24 protein-coding genes are annotated in these 25,863 nt (G+C 62.4%); 6 read left to right on the top strand and 18 right to left on the bottom strand.

What is annotated here, in order from left to right; all coding sequences use genetic code 11:
* Positions 1-21: 21 nt before the first annotated feature.
* From ACLBKR_RS12470 to ACLBKR_RS12525, 12 genes are all read right to left on the bottom strand, one after another.
* Positions 22-1,509: an NAD(P)-binding domain-containing protein gene (locus ACLBKR_RS12470; protein ID WP_414901786.1), complete on the bottom strand. Its 1,488-nt coding sequence runs from the start codon at positions 1,507-1,509 to the stop codon at positions 22-24.
* The gene (locus ACLBKR_RS12475; RefSeq protein ID WP_244710063.1) at positions 1,509-2,480 is read right to left on the bottom strand and encodes a LysR family transcriptional regulator; all 972 of its coding nucleotides are present in this window, start codon (positions 2,478-2,480) and stop codon (positions 1,509-1,511) included. Before ACLBKR_RS12475 ends, ACLBKR_RS12470 begins: the two co-directional genes overlap by 1 nt.
* 265 nt (positions 2,481-2,745) lie before the next feature.
* Entirely contained in the window at positions 2,746-3,630 is an 885-nt protein-coding gene (locus ACLBKR_RS12480; RefSeq protein ID WP_244710115.1) for a LysR family transcriptional regulator, read from the bottom strand.
* 185 nt (positions 3,631-3,815) lie between these two features.
* Positions 3,816-5,309: a carboxylesterase family protein gene (locus tag ACLBKR_RS12485; RefSeq protein WP_113340590.1), complete on the bottom strand. Its 1,494-nt coding sequence runs from the start codon at positions 5,307-5,309 to the stop codon at positions 3,816-3,818.
* A 7-nt stretch (positions 5,310-5,316) separates the two neighbouring features.
* On the bottom strand, positions 5,317-6,111 hold the full coding sequence (locus tag ACLBKR_RS12490; RefSeq protein WP_112828564.1) for an ABC transporter permease: 795 nt from the start codon (positions 6,109-6,111) through the stop codon (positions 5,317-5,319).
* A gap of 8 nt (positions 6,112-6,119) precedes the next feature.
* Positions 6,120-7,001, bottom strand: a complete 882-nt coding sequence (locus tag ACLBKR_RS12495; RefSeq protein WP_113340591.1) for an ABC transporter permease — start codon at positions 6,999-7,001, stop codon at positions 6,120-6,122.
* Positions 6,998-8,065 (bottom strand): ABC transporter ATP-binding protein, encoded by a 1,068-nt coding sequence (locus ACLBKR_RS12500; RefSeq protein ID WP_113340592.1) that lies wholly within the window; start codon positions 8,063-8,065, stop codon positions 6,998-7,000. Before ACLBKR_RS12500 ends, ACLBKR_RS12495 begins: the two co-directional genes overlap by 4 nt.
* 24 nt (positions 8,066-8,089) lie before the next feature.
* Positions 8,090-9,172 (bottom strand): ABC transporter substrate-binding protein, encoded by a 1,083-nt coding sequence (locus tag ACLBKR_RS12505; RefSeq protein WP_113340593.1) that lies wholly within the window; start codon positions 9,170-9,172, stop codon positions 8,090-8,092.
* Between the two features lie 131 nt (positions 9,173-9,303).
* The gene (locus ACLBKR_RS12510) at positions 9,304-10,305 is read right to left on the bottom strand and encodes a dipeptidase (protein ID WP_414899385.1); all 1,002 of its coding nucleotides are present in this window, start codon (positions 10,303-10,305) and stop codon (positions 9,304-9,306) included.
* Positions 10,305-10,940: a 2-hydroxychromene-2-carboxylate isomerase gene (locus tag ACLBKR_RS12515; RefSeq protein WP_113447574.1), complete on the bottom strand. Its 636-nt coding sequence runs from the start codon at positions 10,938-10,940 to the stop codon at positions 10,305-10,307. The genes ACLBKR_RS12510 and ACLBKR_RS12515 overlap by 1 nt, the downstream gene beginning before the upstream one ends.
* On the bottom strand, positions 10,933-12,414 hold the full coding sequence (locus ACLBKR_RS12520; RefSeq protein WP_113447575.1) for a flavin-containing monooxygenase: 1,482 nt from the start codon (positions 12,412-12,414) through the stop codon (positions 10,933-10,935). Before ACLBKR_RS12520 ends, ACLBKR_RS12515 begins: the two co-directional genes overlap by 8 nt.
* A gap of 490 nt (positions 12,415-12,904) precedes the next feature.
* Entirely contained in the window at positions 12,905-13,537 is a 633-nt protein-coding gene (locus tag ACLBKR_RS12525; protein ID WP_162757819.1) for a TetR/AcrR family transcriptional regulator, read from the bottom strand.
* Between the two features lie 121 nt (positions 13,538-13,658).
* Between ACLBKR_RS12525 and ACLBKR_RS12530 the strand changes: the two genes are divergently transcribed.
* Positions 13,659-14,882, top strand: a complete 1,224-nt coding sequence (locus tag ACLBKR_RS12530; RefSeq protein WP_414899386.1) for a multidrug effflux MFS transporter — start codon at positions 13,659-13,661, stop codon at positions 14,880-14,882.
* Here ACLBKR_RS12530 and ACLBKR_RS12535 read toward each other — a convergent pair.
* From ACLBKR_RS12535 to ACLBKR_RS12550, 4 genes are read right to left on the bottom strand one after another with little or no spacing between them, the layout of a single operon-like run.
* On the bottom strand, positions 14,865-15,419 hold the full coding sequence (locus tag ACLBKR_RS12535; RefSeq protein WP_414899387.1) for a sarcosine oxidase subunit gamma: 555 nt from the start codon (positions 15,417-15,419) through the stop codon (positions 14,865-14,867). The two genes, ACLBKR_RS12530 and ACLBKR_RS12535, sit on opposite strands and share 18 nt — an antisense overlap.
* A gap of 11 nt (positions 15,420-15,430) precedes the next feature.
* Positions 15,431-18,388: a sarcosine oxidase subunit alpha family protein gene (locus ACLBKR_RS12540; protein ID WP_414899388.1), complete on the bottom strand. Its 2,958-nt coding sequence runs from the start codon at positions 18,386-18,388 to the stop codon at positions 15,431-15,433.
* Positions 18,385-18,666, bottom strand: coding sequence for a sarcosine oxidase subunit delta (locus ACLBKR_RS12545; RefSeq protein ID WP_112828573.1), 282 nt, complete (start codon positions 18,664-18,666; stop codon positions 18,385-18,387). Before ACLBKR_RS12545 ends, ACLBKR_RS12540 begins: the two co-directional genes overlap by 4 nt.
* A 9-nt stretch (positions 18,667-18,675) precedes the next feature.
* Positions 18,676-19,929: a sarcosine oxidase subunit beta family protein gene (locus tag ACLBKR_RS12550; RefSeq protein WP_112828574.1), complete on the bottom strand. Its 1,254-nt coding sequence runs from the start codon at positions 19,927-19,929 to the stop codon at positions 18,676-18,678.
* Between the two features lie 239 nt (positions 19,930-20,168).
* On the opposite strand from ACLBKR_RS12550, the gene cysQ reads away from it, so the two are divergent.
* From cysQ to ACLBKR_RS12565, 3 genes are all read left to right on the top strand, one after another.
* Positions 20,169-20,945 (top strand): 3'(2'),5'-bisphosphate nucleotidase CysQ, encoded by a 777-nt coding sequence (gene cysQ, locus ACLBKR_RS12555; protein WP_414899389.1) that lies wholly within the window; start codon positions 20,169-20,171, stop codon positions 20,943-20,945.
* A gap of 158 nt (positions 20,946-21,103) precedes the next feature.
* Positions 21,104-22,129: a DUF2793 domain-containing protein gene (locus ACLBKR_RS12560; protein WP_113447581.1), complete on the top strand. Its 1,026-nt coding sequence runs from the start codon at positions 21,104-21,106 to the stop codon at positions 22,127-22,129.
* 414 nt (positions 22,130-22,543) lie between these two features.
* A complete protein-coding gene (locus ACLBKR_RS12565) occupies positions 22,544-23,221 on the top strand; it encodes a sugar transferase (RefSeq protein WP_112828577.1) in 678 nt (225 codons plus the stop codon).
* Positions 23,222-23,476: 255 nt separating this feature from the next.
* Here the strand turns inward: ACLBKR_RS12565 and ACLBKR_RS12570 are convergent, their stop codons facing one another.
* Positions 23,477-24,214: a LuxR C-terminal-related transcriptional regulator gene (locus tag ACLBKR_RS12570; protein WP_113447582.1), complete on the bottom strand. Its 738-nt coding sequence runs from the start codon at positions 24,212-24,214 to the stop codon at positions 23,477-23,479.
* A 408-nt stretch (positions 24,215-24,622) separates the two neighbouring features.
* Here ACLBKR_RS12570 and ACLBKR_RS12575 point away from each other — a divergent pair, with 408 nt between their 5' ends.
* Positions 24,623-24,898: a DUF1153 domain-containing protein gene (locus ACLBKR_RS12575; RefSeq protein WP_006725852.1), complete on the top strand. Its 276-nt coding sequence runs from the start codon at positions 24,623-24,625 to the stop codon at positions 24,896-24,898.
* A gap of 81 nt (positions 24,899-24,979) precedes the next feature.
* On the opposite strand, the gene ACLBKR_RS12580 is transcribed toward ACLBKR_RS12575, so the two are convergent.
* The gene (locus ACLBKR_RS12580) at positions 24,980-25,438 is read right to left on the bottom strand and encodes a paraquat-inducible protein A (protein WP_113424565.1); all 459 of its coding nucleotides are present in this window, start codon (positions 25,436-25,438) and stop codon (positions 24,980-24,982) included.
* A 109-nt stretch (positions 25,439-25,547) separates the two neighbouring features.
* Here ACLBKR_RS12580 and ACLBKR_RS12585 point away from each other — a divergent pair, with 109 nt between their 5' ends.
* Positions 25,548-25,838 (top strand): GNAT family N-acetyltransferase, encoded by a 291-nt coding sequence (locus ACLBKR_RS12585; protein WP_113447583.1) that lies wholly within the window; start codon positions 25,548-25,550, stop codon positions 25,836-25,838.
* The last annotated feature ends 25 nt before the right edge of the window (positions 25,839-25,863 follow it).

Genomic DNA, 25,863 nt, shown 5'->3' on the forward strand with positions numbered 1-25,863 from the left:
CAGCGCTAGGAACCGTGTCTCTCATTCCGCTGCACCCTTTGCGAGATCGTCGAGCATCGAGGCGGAATCGGTCCACTCGTCGCCGAGCAGTTCCGGCGTCTCGTAGGCCACGAGATTGGCGAAATGGGTTTCGCGGTCCGCAACGAAGAGGCTGCGGGCGATGCCGCGCGCCAGCCGGCGTCCGCCGTCGCTGACGGCCGGGATATCGCCCGACAGCTTGCCGTGGCTGAGCGAGGCCGGGTAGTTGAAGCAATGAACAAGACGCAGCGACGGGCAGCTTCCGGGAACCTTTTCAAGAAACTCGAAATCGGGACCGAGATAGGGCGACGTCGCGAGTTCGCCGTTTTCCATGCCCTCTGCGGGAACGTATGTGTCCTGCCAGAATTGGATGAAGGGTGCGAAATGGTGAAGCTCCGGCCGCGCATTAAGGTCCACACGGAAACCGGTCGCGAAGATCACGAAGTCGTATTCCAGGTCCCCGCGGCTGGTCTCGACGACCACCCGGCCGCCCTTCTCATGCAGACCGCGCACCCCCGTCGCCAGGAAGAAACGGCCATTGGGATGGCGCGAGACCCGCAGCGTGGAGTCCCGCGGCGGCGGCGTCTGGGCTCCCAGCACATAGTCCATGAATTTCCACTTCCAGTCGTCGCTCAGGCCCGCAAATCCCTGCACGACGCCCTGGCTTGAAATGCCGGTGAACTTGTTGACGCGCGGCATCTCCTTGCGGCGGATAATCATGTCGACACCGGCGGCCCCTGCTTCGAGAGCCGTCGCGGCATTGTCCATGGCCGAAGCGCCGGCACCGATCACGGCGACGCGCTTTCCCTTCAGTGCCTCAAAGTCGATGGCGTCGGCCGAATGCGCCCAGAACTTGCGGTCCACACCGTTTGCGAAGTCCGGCACGTAGCCACCGCCGAGACCGTCGCGGCCGGTCGCAAGGACGACATGCCGGGCGTATATCCGCTCATTCTCTCCATCGGACAGGTTGGTGGCATCGAGGGCGATCAGTTCGTCGTTGACCGGCGCCATGCCGGTGACGGCGATGCGGTTTCGAACGGGCAGGTCGAGCACCTTGCGATACCAGACCAGGTAATCCATCCATTGTTCTTTCGGGATCTTGCCAAGCGCTTCCCAGGCCTCCGCGCCGAACTGCGCCACATACCAGGCGCGGAAAGTCAGCGACGGCAGGCCGAGGGCCGGGCCCGTCAGTTGCTTTGGCGAGCGCAGCGTCTCCATGCGCGCGAACGTGACCCATGGCCCTTCGAGCCCCTGCGGAGCCCGGTCCAGGCAGACGACGTTGTGGATACCGAGCATCTTCAGCGATGCGGTCGCCACCAGCCCGCACATGCCGGCGCCGATGACGACGGCGTCATAGACACGCTTGCCATCGTATTCGGTCGCCGGCACCCACTCCTTGGGAGGAAGCTCGAGGAGCGAAAGGTCGTCGGCGAGTCTGCTTTCGAGACCTGCGAGACCCGTCGCCGGCTGCTTGGCTTGGACGTTCAAGATCAATGCTCCTGTGCCTGTTGGCCGGCGCCGAACGTGGCATCGGCAACGCGTTCGATATGACCCGGATCATGCGCGATAAAACCGGGCATGCGGGCGGCTGAAATCCTGATAATCAACTGGATGAGTTCGAGGACACCATCCGGAAGCGGCCTGGAGGCCGCCGAGAAAATCCCCCAGAGAAACGGGACATTCATGTCCAGGGGGCGAATTTCGACATTCTTCAGCTCGACGCCGTAGGCGGTCGCGGGCTCGACGATCGCGATGCCGAAGCCTGTCGCCGCGAGCTGCAACGCATTGAGCGCGGCATTGGTGTCCACGATGCGCGACGGCCGGACAGCGGCAACCTCGAGCGCATGGTTGACGCGGCGGCGCAGGCGGAAGGGATTCGCCATGGTAATCAGGCAGCGATCGGCGAAATCATCCATGGAAATCGTCGCCTTCGCGGCCAGAGGATCGTCCACCGCGACCGCCGCCACGCAAGGCGACTGGAAGAGGCCATGCACCTCGAGACCGGGATGCTCGACCGGCAGCGACGCAACACAGAGATCAGCCGTCCGGGCAAGGACGGACTGGACCGCGGCCTCGGCCGAAACGCTGCGCAGATGGATGTTGCGGGGAAGCAGGCTTTCCGGCATCTCGGCCAGCGCCAGGGGAAGAAGGCCGCTCGCGAAAGCCGGGATCGCGGCAATCTCGATGGGCCCCAGCTCCGCGGACGCAATCGTCTTCGCCCGCTCCTGCAACTGGCCGATGCCGGTCAGGAAACGTTCCGCATCGGCATGGAAGGCAATGGCCTTGGACGTCGGCGTGATGCGCGGGCCGTTCCGTTCGAAGAGCGGAAACCCGACGGAAGCCTCCAGTTCCTGGACAAGCCGTGTCACCTGGGATTGCGAACGGTCCAGAAGGCGCGCCGCGGCAGTGATGCTGCCCGCCGACATGACCGCAAGAAAGACTTCGAGCTGCTTGATTTCCATCGCCAACCCATAATGCGCAAATTGCAGCATTGATCTATATCAATTCGTTTAATGCATAATGGAGTTTGAGGCAATAGAAAATCCTGCCTAAAAAAGGTGCTTCGGGATTCGATATTCGGACGCCGGCCTGGCTTTCGGAGCCTCCGTGGATCGGTCAACGCGCTCAAACCAACGAAAGATGCCGGACGCAACCATTGGTTACGCCCGGCATCTAGCGTCGGTTTCAAAGTTGGATGTCACCGTCTGGCGGCAACCATCGTCACGCCTATAGGCTCGGCAGGCTGTCGTACTTGATAAATCTGGTCAGCTTCGATGCCTGATGCTCGATCGCATCGATCAATCGCTGGACGGTCGCAGAGAGCGGAAGTCCCGTCGCCGTAATCACGCCCCAATGGAACGGGACATGGAAGCTCAGGGGGATGACGGAGACGTCCTTGATCGGCAGCCCGCTCAGGGTAACCGATTCGACGATTGCCACTCCAAGCCCCCCGCGCGCCAGCGAAAGCGAGACATAGGTGGCGTTGCTGTCGATGATACCGCCCGGCTGGATGCCATGTTCGGCGAATGCGCGATCGATCCGCATCCGCAGCCGGTACGGATTTGCCGAGGCGATCAGCCGGCGGCCGTGCAGGTCGGCCGGTTGCAGCACGTCCTTCCCCGCCAGTTCGTCGCCAGCGGCCACGATGGCCACGCACGGCACCTCCCCTATCCAGTGGACATCGATCCCCGGATTGTCGAGCGGCAGGCTGGCGACGCCCACATCGGCCGTGCGCGCCAGAACCGCCTGGACGACATTCTCCGAAGCGATGCTCTGCACATGGACATGTTCGGGAAAGAGTTCCGCTGGCAACTCCTGCAACGCAAGCGGGATCACGCTCGCGGCGATCGCCGGGATCGATGCAAGTTCCACCGCCTTCGCCTGGGCCGTCTCGATTTGCCTGGCCCTTTCGCTGATGGTGCGCAGCCCGCTGAGGAACAGCTCTGCCTGCGAGAAGAAGGCGACCCCCTGTTCTGTCGGTGCGATCCGCGGCCCGTTGCGATGCAGGACCGGAAAACCCAGTTCCTGCTCCAGTTCCTGGATAAGCCTCGTCACCACCGGCTGGGATTTTCCAAGCGCCCTGGCGGCACCCGTCATACTGCCGATGGACATCACGGCCACAAAAGCCTCCAATTGCCGCGTATCAAGATATTCCGGAGGCATAGGGTTTCCCGTCTTCGCTCTTACGAGTGACATTCCAGCATTCGTCAACGTGGTTGGTATAGCCATGTTATCCCTGGCAGACCAGTCCGGTTGAGAACGGGCGCTTCTCGGTTTGAGCGGTCGTGCGATCCTTTTCACGCGCTCGCCGTGCTCCAAAGCGCGATACGCCCATCGAAGGGGTCGGAGACGACACGAAAATCCCCGCTATCCATATGGAGCACCTCTGGCTGCAAGGCGGAATAGCAAGGCCAGTCACCGGCCGGCGACTGCGGCAGCTCGTCGCGAATGAAGGAAACCCAGACATCGTGAACAGCCGTCGCGAAATCCGGTTGGGTGACGGCCTGCCGCATTGGCAGATGGCTGACGTCCATGCCGCGCCGGTACCAGACCTCGCCGACTTCGGCGCCGTGCGGCGCCCCGAGCTCATCCGGCTCGATCGGCCCGTATAGGTATTTGTAAACGGGCTGGCGGATCGCATGCAGCCGTGCGAAGCGCGTCGCCGGGTTCTGGAAGACAAGATCGCCTCCGACGGCCCTCCAGATGCCGCGTGGAGAATGATCCGGAAGCGCCTGACGGTAGCGCTCGACGATTTCGGTGCCAGTCAGCCCCATCGGTCGTACGCGTTCGTGCAGCAGGCCTGCGGCGAACTCGAAATCCATGTCTGGCTGCGCCGTCGCATGGGTCACGTATTCGCCGGTCGTGCAGCCGATCATCACCGGCACAGCGACCGTTTCGCCGCCCGCCGCTGCTGCTTCCGGATGCCGAGGAAGCGAGACGCCGTCGATGACCGGGACGAAGGGTACGCCCAGCATCGACGCGGAACCATCGCGATCGAAATCGTGTCGCTCGTAGGATTCGTTGCAGAGATCGCGCTGCGCAACCAGCAGGGCCTCGAAGGAGAGTTCGTGAAGCTCGGCCTCGGTCACCCGCAAAGAGTCGAGCATGCGACGATTGAGCTTCTGCGCATCGTCCATCGTGGAAATGCCGGTGCTCGCTCCGCTTTGCGGCATCGCCTTGGCGAAGAGGCCATGCGCCGCCGGCATGGCCATAACCGCGGCAATCGCGAAGCCACCGGCAGAGCGGCCCGCGAAGGTGACACGCCTCGGGTCGCCGCCGAAGGCCTCGATGTTGTCGCGCACCCATTGAAGTGCGGCGATCTGGTCGAGCAGGCCGCGATTGTCCGGCGAACCGTCGTTCAGATGCAGGAAGCCGAGCGCGCCCAGCCGGTAGTTCACGGTGACCTCGACGACGCCACTGGCCGCAAAGGCGCCGCTTTGCAGAACGGCCTCGTTCGCCGAACCGACGGCGTAGCCGCCGCCATGGATCCAGACGAGGACAGGAGCGGAGCCGGTAACGGACGGCGTCCGGATATTGACCGTCAGGAAGTCCGTGCCGAATTCCAGTCTCGATGCGGCCGCCTTGCCCACGGGACCGTAGGTCGGGATCTGCGGACAGACTGCGCTGAGTGTCGTTGCCGAGCGGATGCCGGACCATCGGGGCACCGGCTGCGGCGCCGCGAAGCGCCGTTCAGGCGTGACAGGCGCAGCATAGGGAACCCCGAGAAAGACGTGATATCCGTTTTCCCGAAACCCCTCGACCGGACCGCCCGTTGTTTCGACAATTGTCACTGCGACCTCATATCGCCCTGCGCAGGCCGACCAGTCTTTCGACCGCGACCACGACGCCAATCGAGATGAGGATCAGGATGACGGAAAGGGCGGCGATCTGCGGGTCGGTCGAATATTCCAGATAGTGATAGATCTCGGTCGGCAGCGTGGACGCCTTGACCGAGACGATGAAGAGCGAAATCGTCGCCTCGTCGAAGGAGATGAGGAACGCGATCACGGCACCGGCGATCAGGCCGGGACGCACCAGCGGCAGGGTGACGCGCCAGAATACCATGGCCGGAGAGGCCCCGTGCACCAGCGCCGCCTCTTCCACCCGCGTGTCGACCGCCATCAGGCTCATGGTGATCGTTCGTACCGTGTAGGGGATCGTGATGCCAAGATGGGCGAGTATGATGCCGGGATAGCTGTCGAGCAGGCCGATCGGCGCGATCACCAGCATGATGCCGACGGCCAGCACGATGTGCGGCACGAGGAAGGGCGCGAGGATGAGGAAATTCACCGCCGCCTTGCCGCGGAACGTGTAGCGCACCAGCGACAACGACAGGAGCATGCCGGCCGAAACCGACACGATGCCGACAATCGCGCCGATCGCCAGGCTCCGCCAGAAGGCCGAGATGAACTTCGCATTCTCGAAGACCTTCACATAGGATCCGAACGAGAAGCTCTCCGGCGGAAAAGCGAGATACTGGCGCGTGTCGAATGAGATGATGAAGACGATGACGATCGGCGCCAGCAGGAAAAGATAAAGCAGCGCGATCAGCGTGTTCCAGGCGACGCGACCGAGGATCGAGGAGTTCTGCATGGCCAGCCTCACACTTCGAGCGCGCGCAGCGCACGTTGGTAGAGAAGGATAATGCTGCTGAACAGCAAGAGCAGCATGACCGAAAGCGCCGCGGCCAGCGGCCAGTTGAGCGTCACCGTCGCCTCGTTGAAGACTTCCGTGCCGAGCACGAAGACGCGCCCTCCCCCCATCAGCCGAGGCGTCACGAAGGAGGAGATCGCCAGCACGAAGACGAGGAGCGCCGCCGTCAGCACGCCGGGCAGGCTGAGCGGCAGGACGATGCGTGTGAACACCTTGAGCCGGTTGGCCCCGAGCATCGCGGCCGCCTCCTCCAGTTGAACGTTCAATCGGCCGAAGCCGCTGAGCATGGCGAGGATCGCATAGGGCATCAGGATTTCGATCAGCGCGACGGTAGCGCCGAAGCTGTTGTTGGTGAGGCGGATGACGCCATCGGTGAGCGAAAGCGACTGCAGCGTGCTGTTGATGACGCCCCGGTCTCCGAGGATCACCATCCAGCCATAGGTCCGCACGACCGACGATGTCAGCAGGGGGGCCACAGCAAGCGCCGTCAGCACACCCCGAAAGCGGCTTTGGGTCCGGACAAGGAAAAGCGCGATCGGATAGGACAGGATCACGGCGAAGATCGCGACATTGAAGCCGAGAACCAGAGTATTCCAGGCTACCCGCCAGTAGAACGGATCGAACAGGACGGTGGTGTAAGCTTCCCATGTCCAGTCGCCGCCGCTCAACGCTCCGACGGCCGAAGAGGCGAATGAGGCGCGCAATAGCCAGAGGAGCGGCAGCAGGAAGGTGATGACCAGCGCGACGAGGCCGGGCAGAAGCAGAAGCAGCAGGATGCCCCGCGAGGTGGTCGGCGCGCCGCTCGCAGGCGCTGTCACGGCGGCGCTCATGCGGCCTCCCGACCGATCAGGGTCACGTCGTCGGGCGCGACGGTCAGGGTGACATCGTCGCCCTTCCTTGGCAGGATACCCGCATGCGTCGGCAGATCGGCCTGCAGCAAGCGCCCGCCGCAGCGCACACTCAGCGTCAGGATCTGGCCGCGATAGACGACATGCTCGACCACGCCGCTGAAGCTGTTCGGCTGGCTGGTATCTCCCGCAAGCAGCAATCGGTGGGGCCGCACCATCAATTTGATCGATGATCCAACCGCGGCTTCACCGGCGAAATGAATCGGAGGCAGGCCGTCGACCTCCGCAAGGCCCGGTCCGGCGACTTTGCCCTTGAAGAATGTTCCCCCACCGATGAAGGACGCGACGAATTCAGTCTGCGGCCGGTCGAAGATGTCGAGCGGGGTTCCGATCTGTTCGAGTTTTCCGGCCGACATGACCGCCAGTCGGTCGGCCATCGAAAGCGCCTCGTCCTGGTCATGGGTCACGAAGATGGAGGTCACGCCGGTGCGTGCCTGGATGTCGCGGATTTCATCGCGCATCTCGTCGCGCAGTTTCGCATCGAGGTTCGACAGCGGCTCGTCGAGCAGCAGGAGCTCCGGCTCGATCACCAGCGAACGAGCAATCGCCGCGCGCTGCTGTTGGCCGCCGGAAAGCTGGCTGACCTTGCGCTCGCCCAGACCGGCAAGCTTGACGAGGTCGAGCGCCTTCCTGACGCGCTCTTCCCGCTCGGCCCTGCCGACCTTTCGCATTTCGAGGCCGAAGGAGATGTTTTCTGCGACCGTCATGTGGGGAAACAGGGCATAGGCCTGGAAGACCATGCCCATGTTCCGCTTGTAAACGGGGATGGAGGAAACGTCCCTGCCATCGAGCCTGATCGTACCCGAGGTGGGAGCGATCAGGCCGGCGATCATGCGCAGGATCGTCGTCTTGCCGCAGCCGGAAGGCCCGAGCAGTGCCAGCATCTCGCCGCGCGGCAGCGAGAAGCTGACGTGATCCACGGAAGGCTTCTGGGCGCCTGGATAGGTCTTCACGAGATTTTCGATGATGACGTGATGATCAGCCATGACGGCCACTTCCCTCAAGATAGATCAGTTGAGCGCGATGACTTCGCGGTTGATGCGCTGGATCCAGGCGGAATATTTGTCCGCAACGAAATTCCAGTCGAGCGACATCTGGGCGGCCTGGGCCTCCTTGGAGCCGTAGATGCGCGCGGCAACCGCGTCCGTCAGGGTCACCTTGGTATTGACCGGTCCGTAGAAGCTCTTCTCGGCGAACGTCGCCTGTGCTTCGGTGCCCAGAGCATAGTTGATGAAGAGCTGTGCCGCCTCGGCATTCCTGGAGTTTTCGACGAGACCGATTGTGTTGGTCTGGCCGATCGAGCCTTCCTTCGGCGCGGCAACAGCGATCTTGCCGCCTTGCGTGTCGTGCAGGTATTGCGCGCGGCCGTTCCAGCAGATGGAGAGATCCACCTCGCCGCTCTGGACGACGGCGTAGCAATCCGGCGCCGGCTCCCAGGTCGAGACGTTCGGGGCGATTTCCTTGAGCATGTCGATCGCCGGATCGACGGTGTCCTTGTAGTCGGCTCCCTTGAGCTTGTCGAGGATCGGCAGCAGGATGACGCCGCGCGTATCGCCGAGTTTTGCAGCGATCTTCCCCTTGTATTTCGGGTCGGTCAGGTCGTTCCAGCTCGTCGGCGGTTCTTTCACATTGTCGGTATTGTAAAGGATCGCGAGATTGTCCTGAGAGAAGGCGATAGCCTTGTCGCCATCGAGGCGGGCCCAGTCCGGCATCTCGGCAAGGCTCGGGACCTTGGCCGGATCGAGCTTGGCGAAAATACCGCTCTTGTTCGCCTTGATGGCGACCGAGACGTCGATCAGGGCCACATCGATCTTCGGGGCGGCCTGCTGAAGCGTCAAAAGGGCGAGCGTCTCTGCGGAATTCTTGCTCTGCTGATAGGTCACCTCGATGCCGGGATATTTCTCCTTGAAGGCCGCGATGATGAACTTCTGATAGTTGTCGGCAAAGACGCCAGAAAAACCGACGATGTTCACCGTTCCCTTGATTGAGGCGTCCTGGGCCTCGGCCGCGCCGGCAAAAGCGGCAAGGCCAGCGGCAAGAATGCCGGCGCGGAGGAAGATCCGCAAAATTCCATTTTGCATGCGTATCGTCATGTCCGTCTCTCCAGTTTGAGGCATGGCATTTGTTCTTTTGTCGCCATGCAGTTCCCTGTTCCCGCAAACGCGGCCTCCTGCTCGATTAGCCGAGGCCGTTTCTTCCCGCCGACAATCCATGTCGGAGAAGATCAGGCCATCGGCGTCCAGGCCGCGTCGAGCACACGCAGCCAGTTCCTGCCGAGAAGCTTGAGCACCAGTTCCTCGCTCCAGCCGCGTGCCAGCATGCGGGCCGTCAGGTTCGGCATCTCGGTCATCCGCTGGATTCCCTTCGGCTTCGATATCTTCACGGAGCCGAATTCGGTCAGCGTCCGCGCAGTGCCCTTGTCCTTGTTGGCCCAGAGCAGCCAGGGGCCGGGCCGCGGCCGGTCGAGCGAGAAGTCCGTGCCGATCCCGACATGATCCTCCCCGACAAGGTCGATCACATAGGCCATGGCATCCAGGTAATCCTCGACCGTCGCGTCGTTGCCGGCCGCGAGGCCCGGCGCAAACAGGCTGACCCCGATCAGGCCGCCCTTTTCCGCGCAGGCGAGAAACAGGTCGTCCGGCTTGTTCCGTTTGACGTCCCGCAGCGCCCGCGGCAGGACATGCGAGATGCAGACCGGCTTTTTCGAATAGGCAATGACGTCGGCGCTGGTCTTGTCGCCCACGTGGCTGAGGTCGCAGAGCACGCCGACACGGTTCATTTCCGCCAGCACTTCCCTGCCGAACCCGGTGAGCCCGCTGTCGACCTCTTCCAGATAGCCCGCGCCGGAATAGTTCTGGGTATTGTAGGTGAGCTGCATGATGCCGACACCGAGATCCTTGAAGATCTCCACGTAGTCGAGCTTGTCTTCCAGCGGCGAGGTGTTCTGCCAGCCGATGATGATACCGGTCTTGCCTTCCGACTTCGCAGCGTGGATGTCGGCGACGGTGCGGACCGGCCGGATGATGTCGTCGTTCTCGCGCAGAAAGCGCTTCCACTCGGAAACGTAACCGATCCCTTCGCGGAAACTCTCCCAAAGAAGGGAGGAGACATTGACGGCTGTCAGCCCCCCGGCACGCATTTCCTCGAAGATCGACCGGCTCCACTGGCAGGTCTGAAGGCCATCCACGATGATCGCCTCGTCATGCAGTTTTCTTGCGTCGGTCATCACGCCTTTTCCTCACGCATATCAGTGGTGTTGCTGGCCTTCAGGGCGCGGTCGACGAATTCCAGGCGATCCTGGCCCCAGAAAAGCTCCGTGCCGACAACGTAAGTCGGCGTCCCGAAGATGCCGAGCCGCTCTGCTTCCGCGAGATTTCCGTGCCACTCCGCGACGATGTCATCCGCCTGCGGATCGGCGACGAGCCCGGTGGCCGCCTCGCCGGCCGTTGCCCGCGCGATCTCGCGGAGCGTGGAAAGGTCGGCGATATCGCGGTCCTCGGCCCAAAGCGCCCGCTGCACGGCGAACGAGAAGGAGATTGCGTCAAGACCCGCCTTCTGGATCGCGATCACCGCCTGCGCGGCGGGCTCGATCGTCCGGCAAGGGTAGAATTTCGGCTTCGGGTTAAGCGGCATGCCGAGATAGTCCCGCCAGCGGCGCAATTCGACCTCGTGGTAGAGCTGGCGCGCATCGGGACGCTTGCGCAGCGGAATGCCGCCATTGGCCTCGATGATGCGGATCGGCCTGAGCCGCACGGCCGCGCCGTTCTCACCGGCAATTGCAACGGCCCGCCGGGCGCCGAAATAGGCCCATGGCGACGAGATGCCGTAGAAAATCTGAAGCTCCGGGCGTCGTTCATCCATTCGCAATGCTGATGTCCTCGTCAATATCCGCATCCGTCCATTCGTCGCCCAGAAGTTCCGGCGTGTCGAAGGAGAGAAAGCGATCGAGATGGTATGTCCGGTCCTCCACGAAGAGCGAGCGCGCGAGGCCCGTCGAAAGGCGCAGCGCACCATCACTGATCGAAGGAATCCCGCTGGTGATCTTCCCGTGCGAGGGAACCGCCGGATAGGCGAAGCAGGCGATCCGCGAGACCGAGGCGGCAACAACGGGATCGAGCCCCGGCTTTGGCAGGAATTCGAAGGAAGGCCCGAGATAGGGCGTGGAACCGATCCCTTCATGCTCCCAGCCGGCAGGCGAAGTATAAGCATCGCGCCAGAGCAGGATCTTGCCGGCGAGCGCAGAAAATTCCGGCCGCTTGCCGAAATCGACCGAAAAGCCGGTCGCGAAGATCACCAGATCGGTCCGGTAACGCCCTTTCGGCGTTACCACGTCCACTGCATCGCCAGCCTCAACGAGATCGTTTATCGGGCTCGCCAGATGAAAGAAGGCGTTCGGATGGCGCGAGACGCGCAGCACGCTGTGGCGCGGCGGCGGAATCTGGGCCCGTTCTCCGGCGACCATATAGGTCCACTTGTCCGCATCCGGCAGGCCGACATATCCGTGCGTCATCCCCTGGCTGCCGACCCCGGTGAACTTGTCGACACGGGGGATATCGGCACGACGCACGAAGATGTCGACGCGCGCCGCGCCCGCCTCCAGGGCGGCCGCGGCGTTGTCCATCGCCGATGCGCCGGCGCCGACGACCGAAACGCGCTTGCCCTTCAAGGATGCCATATCGATGAGATCGGCGCCGTGCCTCACGAAGCGCGACGGTATACGCATGGCGACATCCGGAAGCGTCGGAGCGCCGAGCCCGTCGAGGCCGGTCGCCAGAACCACGCGGCGGGCGAGAACCTGCTCCGTCGTTCCGGCCCCGTCGAAGTCAAGAGCGATCAGGCCATCGTCGCGAAAGCCGATCGCCGACAGGGCGGCGTCGTTGACCACGTCGAGTTCAAGGACCCGCCGGTACCAGACGAGATAATCCATCCACATGGGACGCGGGATGAGGCCCATGTCTAGATAGGCCTGCGGACCGTATTGCGCCTCGAACCAGGCGCGGAAAGTCAGGGAAGGGATGCCAAGCGCCGGCCCTGAGGCATCCTTGCGAGTGCGAAGCGTCTCCATCCGCGCATAGGTGATCCAGGGGCCTTCCCGGCCTTCCGGAGCGCGATCGAAGGCGCGGGCATTGCCGATGCCGATTTTCCTCAAGGCGGCGAGCGTCACCAGCCCGCAGAGACCGGCCCCGATGACAGCGACGTCCAGAACCTCTGCACCGGCGACTTCGTTCCGGGGAAGCCAGGACTTGGGCGGCTGGTTGAGCCAGAGCAAGTCGAGCGCAAGGCGCTTTTCCAGCGCTTCAAGAGAAGCCGGACGGGTTGGATCGTTTGTTCCCACTTGATCGTCTCATTATTTTAAAACGACATTATAGATAGATTATAATGCAAAAATAGAAATGTAAATGGACAAGGTTCAAAATCGATCGGGGCGAGTTGCGGCTCCCCCTCCGCAGTCCGCAAAGGTCGACGGTGTCGGGAGGTCGCTGTCTTCCTGCCCTTCTGGACAGGGACACATGCCGTTGCTTGAGAAGACGCTGTTCATTGCAGCAGCGCTCGCGGCGCCGTGCGCCCCTGGGCCATCTGCGACCGACATGCATGACGCTGCGATGCTGGCATGGCGGGTGACCTCGCCAAGACCGACACCAAGATCCGGCTCGACATGATGACGTATTTCGTCGGCTTCGCCCTCGGCGAGTGGTTCCGCAGTCCGGTCTCGGAGCGTACCGGCAGAAAACCCTTGATCTATGTGGTGCTTGCGATCTTTGTCGTGCCGGCCCTGCTCGGCCTTCTGGCGATCTTCGCCGTGCTACCCCCGCAGCCCAGGCCGGCTATGGATGTTCCACAACGCCCTTCAGCATCGCCGACACGATCTCGACTCGGGCAGCGAGCTCGCGCCGGAGGCTATCCTGATCCATATCCAGCATGAGCGCGCTGATTTGGGCGACGCCGAGCGTCGCCCCAATGAACATATCCGCAATGCGACGGGCCTCCTGCGGGCTTCGTCCGGCAAGGAGCACGCCCTGCCTCAGTTCATGCGTCGCGAAGGCAATGGTCTTTTCCATGCACTCCTTGTGGAAACGCTGCGCGAGATCCGGAGACTTGCGCGCCTCGGCGATGACAAGACGTGTCAGCGCAAGCTGCCGCGGAGAAAGGATGAAGGCGGATAGCTCCAGCAACAGTTGGCGAAATTGCTCCTCCGCCGTCATTCCCTCGCGCGACCGGCTGCTCCAGTCGTCGATCAGCGTATCGTGGCTATCGATCAGGGCGCTGAACAGAGACGCCTTGTCGGGAAAGAACTTGTAGACCGTCTTCTTGGCCATGCCGCATTCGCGCGCCACCTCCTCCATCGTCGCAGCACCATAGCCGAACGCGTCGAAGACACGCTCCGCTGCCTGGAGGATCAGGCCCCTACGCTCCTCGTCCGGCAGAAACGGCGGACGGCCGACGGCAGATGTGTTCACGAAAGCCTCCCTGACGAATTCATTTGACAAAAGGAAACGAATGCGTTTCCTCTCACGATAAGGAAACGATATCGTTTCCAAATATCGATTACAACTATTCCATCTTTCACGGAACCCGTTCATGAACAAGAAGACCCTGTCCATCGCCGCGGCACTTGGGGCGCTGTGCGCCCTCGGGCCATTCGCGACCGATATGCATGTCGCTGCGATGCCACGCATGGCGGGTGACCTCGCCACAACCGATGCCACGATCCAACTCAGTATGATGACCTATTTCGTGGGGTTCACCCTTGGCCAGCTTTTCTACGGTCCGGCTTCTGACCGTACCGGCCGAAAACACATGATCTATCTGGCGCTTGCCGTCTTCATCGCAGGCTCGACCGGCTGCGCCGTTGCCGCCGACGCCACCCAGTTCCTCGCCTTTCGCTTCCTCCAGGGGATCGGCGGCTCGATCGGAATGGTCATAGCAACAGCAACGATCCGCGACCTCTACACGGGCCACGAAGCCGCAAAACTGATGTCGCTGGTCATGCTGGTCCTCGGAATAGCACCGGTCATTGCACCCCTTGCCGGCAGCCTGATTATCCAGACGGGACACTGGCGGACAATCTTTATCGTACTGATCCTGCTCGGCTTTCTCGTGGTCTTCGTCGTGCTGTCGCTGATGCCGGAGACGCGGATGCCGGAACTGCGCGCCAACAGCCGGCCTGTGTCAGCACTGCACTGGTATGGGCGCCTGCTCTTTACCCGCAGCTTCATCCCCTATGCCGGTGCGCTCGCCTTGGCACAAGGCGGCTTTTTCGCCTATATCGCCGGCTCTTCCTTCGTGCTGATTAACGTCTACGGCATGTCGCCGGTGGAATACGCGCTGGTTTTCAGCCTCAACGCGATCGGTATCGGCATCGGAACGCAGATCGGTCCGAGGCTTGCCCGCCGCATCGGCATTCGCGGCCTTGTGAAGGCGTCTTCGGCGATCTATGCGCTCGCCGCCCTCCTGATGCTGGCTCTGGAACTCTCCGGAAACGGCAATCCCCTCTCCATCTGCACACTGCTCTTCGTCATGGTCGTCGCGCTTGGCGCCATCATGCCCTCGTGCAACATCCTGGCAATGGAAGCCCATGGCGCCATATCGGGAACGGCCGCCGCGCTGATGGGCGCGCTCGGTTTCGGCGCCGGCGCGCTCGGCAGTTTCGGCATAGGCCTTCTCGCCGACGGCACTGCGCTGCCGATGCTCTCCATCATCGCGGTCTGCGCCATCGCCACCACCCTGACGACCCACCTGACCTTCGGGCCGTCACGGGTCGCTCATGAAGCGGCCATCCGATCATCAGGCGGAAAGCCCTGATGACATGGCGAACTCGCGACCCATCTCCATCAGTTCGTCGAACACATAACCCGCATAGGAGCGCATCACGACGATCTCGAACTCGTCGTCACCGGTGCGGGCAACATTCGCGCTCACATGGCAGCATAGCATGTTGGCGGATTGCCCGTGCAGGAAGACCTCCGGATGAAGGTCGACGGCAACGCACTTGGCCAGGATCTGGCGGACCTTCGGCCCGGCGATGCGCATGACGACGCGACCGTCGCTCTGCTCGACAAAGGAGGCCCGCCCGGAGCCCAGCGCCGCGAGATCGCGGGCAAGCGCCTCGGCCCCGATGATTTCCGAGACCACAAGCCACTCGCCCGGAGAGACGAAGCGGGCGGAAATCTCCTCCATGGCATCGAGCGCGCCGGCGACATCCGTCTCATGCCCGGCGCACGCCAGCACGGAAAACACCGTCGGCCGCGTCAGAACCGTGAGATGATGGGGATTGGCGTCTCCTTCGAAACCCGCGATGTGGTCCTCGAGCGCATGCCGGTAGGCGAAGGTCGTTGGCATGGTGGCAATCCTCAAAGGTGGAGCTTCTTGTTTTCTGGATCGATGAAGACCGGGCTGCAGACCTCCGCCAGCACTTCCGTGCCGCGCAGGCCGTCCCAGACGACGATCTTCTCGCCCATGCGCTCGCGGCCGGATTTCAGCATGGCGAGCGCGATGAAATGGCCGAGCGACGGCGAGAAGCAGGCCGACGAGACATGTCCCTGGTCATTGGTCATCGACGGCTTGGCGCCTTCCTTCAGAAGATGCGCACCCGCCTTGATTTCCTTGTCCGTCTCCACCGGCTTCAGGCCGACAAGCTGCGGCCGGTCCGCGGCCGTCAGACCAAAGCGGCTCGACATGCGCTTGCCGATGAAATCCGGTTTCTGGGTTGAGAACATGCGGCCAAGGCCGACATCGTCGGGCGTCGTGCGCCCATCGAGTTCGTTATGGGTGACATGACCCTTCTCGATACGCAGCACGTTGAGCGCCTCGACGCCATAGGCGCAGATGCCGTGCGGCTTGCCCGCCTCCATGATCGCATCCGCGACCGCCTCGCCGAAACCGGCGGGCACAGCGACCTCATAGGCGAGTTCGCCGGAGAAGGAGATGCGGAAGAGCCTCGCCTTCAACCCGCCCCTGAGCAAGACCTCGCGGGCGGAGAGGAACGGAAACGCTTCGTTCGAAAGATCCTCGTCCACGAGCTGATCGAGGATCAGCCGCGCCTTCGGTCCGGCTAGCGACATCTGCGCCCACTGGTCGGAGGAGGAGACGAAGCGCACGTCGAGATCGGGCCAGAAGGTCTGGGCGGCGAATTCCATATGCGTCATCACCTCGCCGGCATAGGCCGTCGTGGTGGTGACGAAGAAGTGATCCTCCGAAAGCCGGCTGGTCGTCCCGTCGTCATAGACCATCCCGTCTTCCCTGAGCATCAGGCCGTAACGGGCCTTACCGACGGGAAGCTTGAGGAAGGCGTTGGAATAGAGCCGGTTCAGGAATTCGGCCGCATCCTTGCCGAACACCTCGATCTTGCCGAGCGTCGACACATCGCAGAGGCCGGCATTGGAGCGGACGTTCATGACCTCGCGGTCGACGCTTTCGCGCCACGACTTCTCGCCATTCCTCGGGAACCAGGAGGAACGGTACCAGAGCCCGGCCTCGACGAAGACCGCGCCGTTCTTCTTGGCCCAGCCATGCAGCGGCGACTGGCGCACGGGGCGGGAATGCTCCGCCCGGCTTGCGCCCGCCATCGCGCCGAAAGATACCGGCGTATAGAAAGGCCGGAACGTCGTCGTGCCGATCTCTGCGGGCGAAACCCCGCGCATGCCGGCGATGATGCCGGCCGCGTTCACATTGCCGAGCTTGCCCTGGTCGGTCGCCATGCCGCCCGTGGTATAGCGCTTGGTATGCTCGACATGGCCCATGGCCTCGCGCTGGGAAAGGCTCAGATCCTTGACGTGCACGTCGTTCTGGAAATCGATGAAGGCCTTCTGCTTGGCGCCGGCGACATACCAGAGAGGCGCGAAGGAAGCGTCGTACTCGCCCTCGACCTCGGGCAGTTCTATCGAACCGACCAGCCGACCCTGTGCGGCAATGATGGTATGGGCCCTGTCGGCACCGTCCTTCAGGCATTCCGACAAGGAAGTAAGACCGGCTGCCGAGCCCGCGACCGCAAGGCCCGATCCGACGTCAGGGGCGAGGAAGGCCTGATGCGCATCCGACCAGACCGGCTTCGACCCGCGCTGGCAGGCGAGATGAATGACCGGGCTGAAGCCTCCGGACATCGCCAGCGCATCGCAGGCGATCTCTTCCTGATGCCCGGAACGCTCGACGATCAGGCCGGAAATGCGCCTGCCACCCTTCGTCGCGACAACGGCGCCACCTCGAATGACGCGGACACCGGCCGGTGCCTCATCCGAAGACGCCGCACGTCCGTCGATCACCACCGAAACCCCGATCCCGGCGGCAATCAGATCCTGCGCCGTGCGATAACCGGCTCCGCCATTGGTGAACACGGCCACTTCATGGCCGGGCGCCACGCCGTAACGGTTGAGGTAGGTGCGCACGGCGCCCGCCGTCATCACGCCTGGCTTGTCGTTGCCGCCGAACACCAGAGGACGCTCTTCCGCCCCTGTCGCAAGGATGGCGTTGCGCGCGACAATGCGCCAGAGCCGCTCGACCGGCAGTTCGGGCAAGGGCTGCGCCACATGCTTCTGCACCTTCTCGACAGCGCCGAAGACATTGTCGTCATACCAGCCGAACACGGTGGTGCGCGGCATCAGCGTGACGTTCGGCAGGCGACTCAGCTCGTCCACGACGCGCTGCGCATAATCGACCGCCGAAACGCCGCCGACAGAAAGCTTTTCGGAAAGGAGCGAGCCGCCCAGCCGGAAGCCTTCATCGGCGAGGACGACGCGCAGTCCGGCGCGGCCGGCGGCGAGCGCCGCCGTCAGGCCGGTGGGACCGGCGCCGATCACCAGCAGGTCGCAATGCGCCCAAGACTTCTCGTAGCGGTCCGGATCGGCCTCCATAACCGCCTTGCCGAGACCGGCGGCCTTGCGGATCAGCGGCTCGTAGACCTTTTCCCAGAAGCTCTTCGGCCACATGAAGGTCTTGTAGTAGAAGCCCGCGCCGAGGAAGGGAGACAGCAGGCTGTTGACCGAGCCGATATCGTAGTTCAGCGAGGGCCAGCGGTTCTGGCTCACCGCTTCCAGCCCGTGATACAGTTCCGCAACCGTCGCTCTTGTATTCGGCTCGGTGCGGCCATCCTTGCCGATCGTCACCAATGCGTTCGGTTCGGCCGAACCGGCAGTCACGATGCCGCGCGGGCGGTGATACTTGAAGCTGCGGCCAACCAGCATCTGGTCGTTAGCGATCAGCGCCGAGGCGAGCGTGTCGCCCTCGAAGCCCTTGAATTCACGACCGTCGAAACGGAAGGAAATGGCGCGGCTGCGGTTGACGATGCCGCCGCTCGACAGACGGTAACCGGTCATCGGCCAGCCTCCTTCGCCTTTTCGGCCGCATCGGTCACGGAATAAACCTCATGGCTCATGGCATTGTCGCGCTCGACCACCAGCCAGCGCCGGCAGCCGGCACTGTGATGCCAGTATTCCTGGATACGCCCCTTGGGATTGTCGCGCACGAAGACGTAGGAATACCACTCTTCATCGGAGGCCGCGGGCGACGGACGGGCAACAGAGGCATCGCCACGGATGGAAAACTCTTCCTTCGGACGGACCCCGCAATGCGGGCATTTGATAAGGCTGGCCATGGTCTTGTCTCAGTGAAGATTGGGTTGCGGGCCCTTGCCGCCCTCGTCGATGGCAAAGCCGCGACGGAAACGGTCAAGACGCAGCAGCCGTGCGACGGGATGCGGCTCGTTCTTCGCGATCAGGTGCGCGTAACAGAACCCCGATGCGGGCGTCGCCTTGAAGCCGCCATAGCACCAGCCGCAATTGAGGTAGAGATTGTCGATCGGCGTGCGGTCGATGATCGGCGAGCCATCCATGCTCATGTCCATCACGCCGCCCCAGGCACGCAGCACCCGGACACGCGACAGGCCGGGGATCAGCGAAACGCCTTCCTCGATGGTGTGTTCGACCGTCGCCAGATTGCCGCGCTGGGCATAGGAGGAGTAGTAGTCGATATCCGCCCCGAACACGAGCCCGCCCTTGTCGGACTGGGATATATAGAAGTGTCCGGCGCCGTAGGTGATGACATTGTCGATCACCGGCTTGATGCCTTCCGACACAAAGGCCTGCAGCACATGAGTCTCGATCGGCAGTTCGAGGCCGGCCATGCGGCCGACGGTCGTTGTGTTACCGGCGGCGGCCAGCGCCAGCTTGTTGCAGCCGATGAAGCCTTTGGTCGTCTCGACGCCCAGAACCTTGCCGTTTTCGTCACGCCGGATGCCGGTGACCTCGCAATGCTGGATGAGATCGACCCCACGACTGTCGGCACCGCGTCCATAGCCCCAGGCAACCGCATCGTGGCGGGCCGTGCCCGCCCGCCGCTGAAGGAGACCGCCGAGGATAGGAAAGCGGGCGTGATCGAAATTGAGGTAAGGCATCATCCTGCGCACCTGCTCCCGGTCGAGCAGTTCCGCGTCGACGCCGTGAATGCGCATGGCGTTGCCGCGCCGCGCATAGGCGTCGCGCTGTCCGTCCGAATGGAAGAGATTGATGATGCCGCGCTGGCTCACCATGGCGTTGTAGTTGAAGTCCTGCTCCAGCCCTTCCCAGAGCTGCATCGACAGCTCGTAGAACGGCTCATTGCCCTCGAGCATGTAGTTGGAGCGGATGATCGTCGTGTTGCGGCCGACATTGCCCGAGCCGAGATAGCCCTTTTCAAGGACGGCGACATTGGTGATGCCGTGTTCCTTGGCGAGATAATAAGCGGTCGAAAGCCCGTGGCCGCCGCCACCGACGATGATGACATCGTAATGCGGCTTGGGCGTGGGTTCACGCCACATCGGCGCCCAGTTCCTGTTTCCGGAAAGAGCCTGCCTGAAAATCGAAAAAGCGGAATAACGCATCGGGCACCCTGTCGAGATTTCGATGCACATTCGCATACGCCAGCCAAAGAGCAAGCCAGAATAGGACAGGAAACAACAAGATTGGGACCCGACACATCTTGTTTCCGACCCAACCTTCTCCCGAGCGAAACGTCGGGTTCACCTTTCAGCGGAAAAGCATGAAGAACCATTGGCATGAGCGCGCGCCTGCCGCATAAGCAACGCGACACCAAGCGAATACGGAGCCATTAGAGAGAGGCATGCTGGAAATCTTCGAGAAGGCGGCGCTGGATGCCGGCCGCGCGATCATGGAAATCTGTCGCGCCGGGCCTGAGGTCCGCATGAAGCCGGATCATTCGCCCGTCACCGAGGCGGACGAGTGCGCCGAGCGGATCATTCTCGCCGAGCTCTCCGAAAGTCTTGGTGCGATCCCGGTCGTCGCCGAGGAATCCGCCGCCGCCGGCCATATACCGGAAACCGCCGGCCGTTTCCTGCTTGTCGATCCGCTGGATGGCACCAGGGAATTTGTCGGCGGGCACTGCGACTTCACTGTCAACATCGCGCTCATTGAGGCCGGCCGGCCCGTTGCGGGCTTCGTCTATGCTCCAGCTCTTGGCGTCGCTTACGCTGGATCGGCGGAAGGCGCATTCAAGCTGACCGTCGATGAAGATTTCCGCGTGAGCGAACGGAAGACCATCGCCTCCCGCATCGCTCCGGCGAGCCCCAAGGCACTAATCAGCCGCTCGCATAACAGCCCGGCGACGCTGGAATACCTCGAAGCGAACGACATCGCCGACCGCAGCGTGGTCGGTTCTTCTCTCAAGTTCTGCCTGCTGGCGGAGGGAAGCGCCGATCTCTACCCCCGCTTCGGCTACACAATGGAATGGGATACGGCGGCCGGCGATGCCATATTGAGAGCGGCCGGAGGCATCACGCTGACGCTCGATGGACTGCCACTGAGCTACGGCAAACGGGGCCGTCCGGACCTTCGCGATTTCGCCAATCCCGATTTCATCGCCTGGGGAAAACGGTCGTAAACGTCGGAAGAAATCCCGAAAACTCCAAGCCTTTTCAAGGTCGGGACACCTGTTTCGTCCCCCTCCGCCGCGCCTGCTTCAGGATGGCTCCATAAACGTCGCACCGGCCCCTTGCACAGACGGGGAGCCGGCAAGCAGCCAAGCGGAGCCCCGAACCCATGTCCGATATCACCAGCAATCTCGCCCTGCCCTATCTCCTGCCGTCCCAGGCGCAGAAGCATGTCACCCATAACGAGGCACTTCAGAGGCTGGATGCGATCGTCCAACTGGCCATCGCCGGCAGCCTGCACGAGCCTCCGGCGGAAGTCGCGGAAGGCGAGTGCTATTGGGTTCTAGCGCCGGCATCCGGTGCATTTTCCGGCAAGGACGAACGGCTCGCCTTCCGGCAGGATGACGCCTGGATCTTCATTGCGCCGAGAGCCGGCTGGCGCGCCACCGATCTCTCCGACGGTCGTCTCAAGCTGTTCGCCGAAGGCGCCTGGCAGGATGCACCGCTGCCCGCCGAGACCGAATTTTCCATTCTCGGCGTTTCCACCGCAGCCGATACGACGAATCGCCTCTCGGTCGCCGCCCCGGCCAGCCTGTTCAATCACGTCGGCGGCGACCACCGCATGAAGATCAACAAGGCCGCATCCGGCGACACCGCATCGCTCCTTTTCCAATCCGGCTGGCAGGGCAAGGCGGAAATGGGGCTTGCCGGTGACGACGGCTTCTCGGTCAAGGTGAGCGACGACGGCGCGGACTGGAAAACGGCGCTCGCGGTCTCGCCGGACGGGATCGTCAGGATGAATCATCGCCCCGTCGCACGCGCCGCCCGGTCGGCGGCCACGCTGACGATAGCCGACGGGACCGTGACCGGCTTTCACGACCTATTTCTTTCGGCCGGCGGTTTCGCACTCGGCATGCCCCTTTCTTCCGGCCATGGCAGCGGCCTCGTCCTGCCTGCCTCAGGCCTTTACCTGATAGCGCTCGCGGTCACCGTCCTGTCCGAAACCAGCCATGCCGTTGCCCTCCGTCGCAACGACGCCGAGACGCTGATCGTGGCGACAGGGGCCGCCGGAAGTCGCGCGGCGGTCGCAATCGCAAACCTTGCCGCCGGAGACGTGCTGACGCTGCACCACGCAGGCACCGCCCAACTGCAATTCGGCCCCGCGGCAACCGAGGTGTCCGTCTTCATGCTCTGACGGGCGAATCGCGGCAGACGGAGGACGGCCGCTCCCGCGAGCGTTCCAATTGCCGGCCATGAACGAGGGGAAGCGCAACGCACCGGAAACCGGGCGACGGCGCCCCTCCTGTTTCGGAATGGGACGAAGGGCCGTAGCAGTCATGAAGCCGTTGCATGGCTGCTCCATAATGAGACCAAATTTAGTCGATATCAAATTTCCGCTGGAAACCGGCACCTTATCGACGACCGGTTTAATTCCTGCGTCCAAGAACTGCGACGAGGTTAACCAACAGTTAAAAACAGTAATGACAATGTCGCCAAGCTGTACTATTTATAGGTTCGCGACATCGAGCTGCAATCGAAACTAACGAGCCGGGTAAAGATTTTGAGTTTCCCCCAAGCCCAAAACGACCATGCATCCCGCCGTTTCGCCATGGCGAATCCCGCTATACTTCTCGATGACTACTATCGGGAAGTAGAATTCCTGCCATCAAAAAAGGCAGGACGTGCACATTATTTCATCAAGCGTTGCACGGATATCGCCATTTCCGCAACGGCTCTGATCGTGCTGCTGCCGTTTTTGCTGGCAGTGGCAGCGCTTATTCGCCTCGATAGCCCCGGTCCGATCCTGTTCACCCAGCAGCGTTGGGGAATGGGTTGCCGGAAGATCCGGGTCTACAAGTTCCGCTCCATGCGGACGGACCTCTGCGATGTGACGGGTGTGAACCAGACCGTTGTCGGCGATCCGCGCATCACCAAGATCGGCGCCATTATCCGCCGCACCAATATCGATGAACTGCCGCAACTGCTGAACGTGCTGAAGGGCGACATGTCGCTCGTCGGTCCCCGCTGCCATGCCATCGGCATGCTCGCAGCCGGCATGCCCTATGAGCAGCTGGTGCCGGAATATCACCGCCGCCACGTGATGCGTCCGGGCATGACGGGACTTGCGCAGATGCGCGGCCTGCGCGGTCCGACGGACAAGCCCGGAAAGGCGCGCGCACGAATCGCCTGCGACCTCTATTATGTCGAGAACTTCAATTACTGGCTCGACCTGCGCATCATCGTCGGCACGGTCCTATCCGAACTTAAGGGCGGCAAGGGCTTCTGACGGCACAGAACCGTTTCAGTCTGCCGTGGAAAATGGCAGGCTAATCTTCTCACAGCAGATCGGCGAATTGAGCGGGAAACGGCTCGCGTAAAGGCACGTGTCCTGGAAAAGACCAACGGTCCTTACCCCTGCTGGTTAAAGTCTGCCGCGCAAAAGCGTTGAGCGCTTTTGCGGCTCCGACATGCGATGAAAAGCATACGGAGCGCGCCCGGAAGAACTCGATACGCTTGAGGAAACGATCAGGGGAACCCGGTTTCAAAGCAGACGGAAGCGGCAGGCGCGAGCGACCGCCTGCATGCGATTGACCGAATCGAGCTTGCGCATCGCGCTTTTCAGATAGCTGACGACCGTGTGGCTTGAAATATTGAGGATGATGGCGATCTCGTCACTGCTCTTGCCTGCGGCCGACCAGCGGAGACATTCCAGTTCCCGCGCCGAGAGTTTTTCGCGCGGACCGTCCTGCGGTACCAGCTTGCCGAAACAGCTATCGACCAGCTCCACGCAATCGTAGTGAATCGAGGCGAGCTCCGCTCTTTCCGGCGCCCTCCTCTCTCCGGAGAAGGCAATGAGATAATGCGCCAATGCACGGTCATGCAGGCTGAAAGCCAGAGTTGCGTTCAGGCCGTATCCGCGAAACGAATCCCCGAGCGCGCCTTTCGTATCGTCCAGGACGGCGGAAAAAACTGCGTCGGCGGAAAAGACCGGAACGATCGTCGACTTGAGCCGCGACACAAGGACGCTGGAGGCGAAGACATCGCTCGCACCATAGAGAGCGACAAGTTCGCCGGGCCAGTTGTTGAGCAGGAGGTTGGGAGCAAAGCCCGGCTTGTCGGCATTCGGAAAGGTCGTCACCAGAAAATACGGCAGACCGTGCTCCCGTCCGAGGGCAGCAAATCGCTGGCCGAGCGCGCAAAGGCCGCTTTCATCGGCGGGCACAAGCTTTGACGCCCCGTCATCACCGTCACGACAGACGGCTTCGTTCACCCTGAACATCGCGCTCCTTTCGAGCGATTTACCCTCGCCCGTCCGCTAAAGAATTCTGATCAAACGAGTTTCGCCAGCCAAGCAGGAAACGGGCCATATCCCGGTCCCCCGATCTATCCAGGGTCGCCGATTGACTGTCCTCACTGACGGTGCATAAAAAACGAGCGCGCAGAACTGCTCGGTCCAACGCGGCTTCTACAGCAAATTGAGATCGAATAAATTCCTGAATCAGCATAACTCCTATGCAGATGCCGCAACTTTACGCTGCGTGAACCTGCGTCGACAGGATAACCGCCCCGCATGCCGCGTGGCAACCTGCGAAAATTATTATCAAATGCTTACAATGGGCTTAGGCAAATTTTAAAGGTGGGGAGCTAGGATGCGCTCCTGTGGTCTTGAGTTTGTATAGAGAGTCCAATGACCGAAATGATCCGCCCCCGAGTGAAATATGTCATCGGCCCCGATGGCAGCCCGCTGACCATTGCCGATCTTCCGCCGGCCAATACGCGCCGTTGGGTGATCCGCCGGAAAGCCGAGGTTGTCGCTGCGGTGCGCGGCGGCCTGCTGAGCCTCGAGGAAGCCTGCGAACGTTACACCCTAACGGTCGAGGAGTTCCTTTCCTGGCAGTCCTCCATCAACGATCACGGTCTCCCGGGCCTGCGCACGACGCGCATCCAGCAGTACCGCCACTGACCGGATCGAACGGGGGTGACCCCGCCTTCGACACACGGAACGCTTTAAACGGGCCGCCGCATCGGCCCGTTTCGCATGTCGTCAGGGACTTTGCGAGCGCTTCAGCAGCGCGTGCAAAATCCCAGCCAGCATGGCCGAAGCCGCGTAAAACCACAGGCCCGGCTGGGTGAAAGCCTCCGCCAGCCCGCTGGTTTTCGCCGCGACGATGACGAGGGCGACGAGCAGCACGTCCATCATCGACCACCTGGACAGAAGCGGCACCAGCCTGCGCAACAGGCCACGTTGCTCGGGCGAGGAAACGGGGGCGAGCGCCTCGAGCGCAAGCCCAAGAAGCTTCAACACCGGAAAGACAATGGAAAACAGCGCCACCAGCACAGCGAGAGCGCCGTCTCCCCCTTGCCAGAGCGAAACGACGATATCGATGAGCGACGGCGTCTCGTTGAAAAAATAGAGCCTCTCAAAGCGGACGAGAGGCAGGATCAGGCCAAGGGCGAGCGAAATCGGCGCCGCCACCAGAACGATCGCTTTCAGCCAAAGCATCCCGAAACTCTCTTTCCCGGTAACCGGGCGCGTTGAAACGGCATGCGCTTTGGCTATCATCGCGCAATCGTCCCGCGCAAGGGACCGAAACCGAGGAAGGGTCCGGAAAATGAATATCGTCCATGAAGAGGAGCGGTCCGGCGGCCGCTATGTCGCGCGCGTAGACGGCGTGGACGAACCTGCCCTGATGACCTATTCGCGCGCAAGCCCGAAGCTCATTATTATCGATCATACCGAGGTCCCCGACAGCATGCGCGGCCAGGGCGTCGGCCAGGCCTTGGCCAAACACGCGGTCGAGGAAGCCAGACGCGGCGACTGGCAGATCATTCCGCTCTGCCCCTTCTTTCGGGCGCAGACACTGCGCCATCCCGAATGGAGCGACGTCATCAAGCAGGGCTGACGCAGCCGCCTCCGGAAATCCACGC

Origin of the sequence: Paenirhizobium cremeum (assembly GCF_047553425.1) — a bacterium.
In the GTDB taxonomy this organism is placed as follows: domain Bacteria; phylum Pseudomonadota; class Alphaproteobacteria; order Rhizobiales; family Rhizobiaceae; genus Allorhizobium; species Allorhizobium cremeum.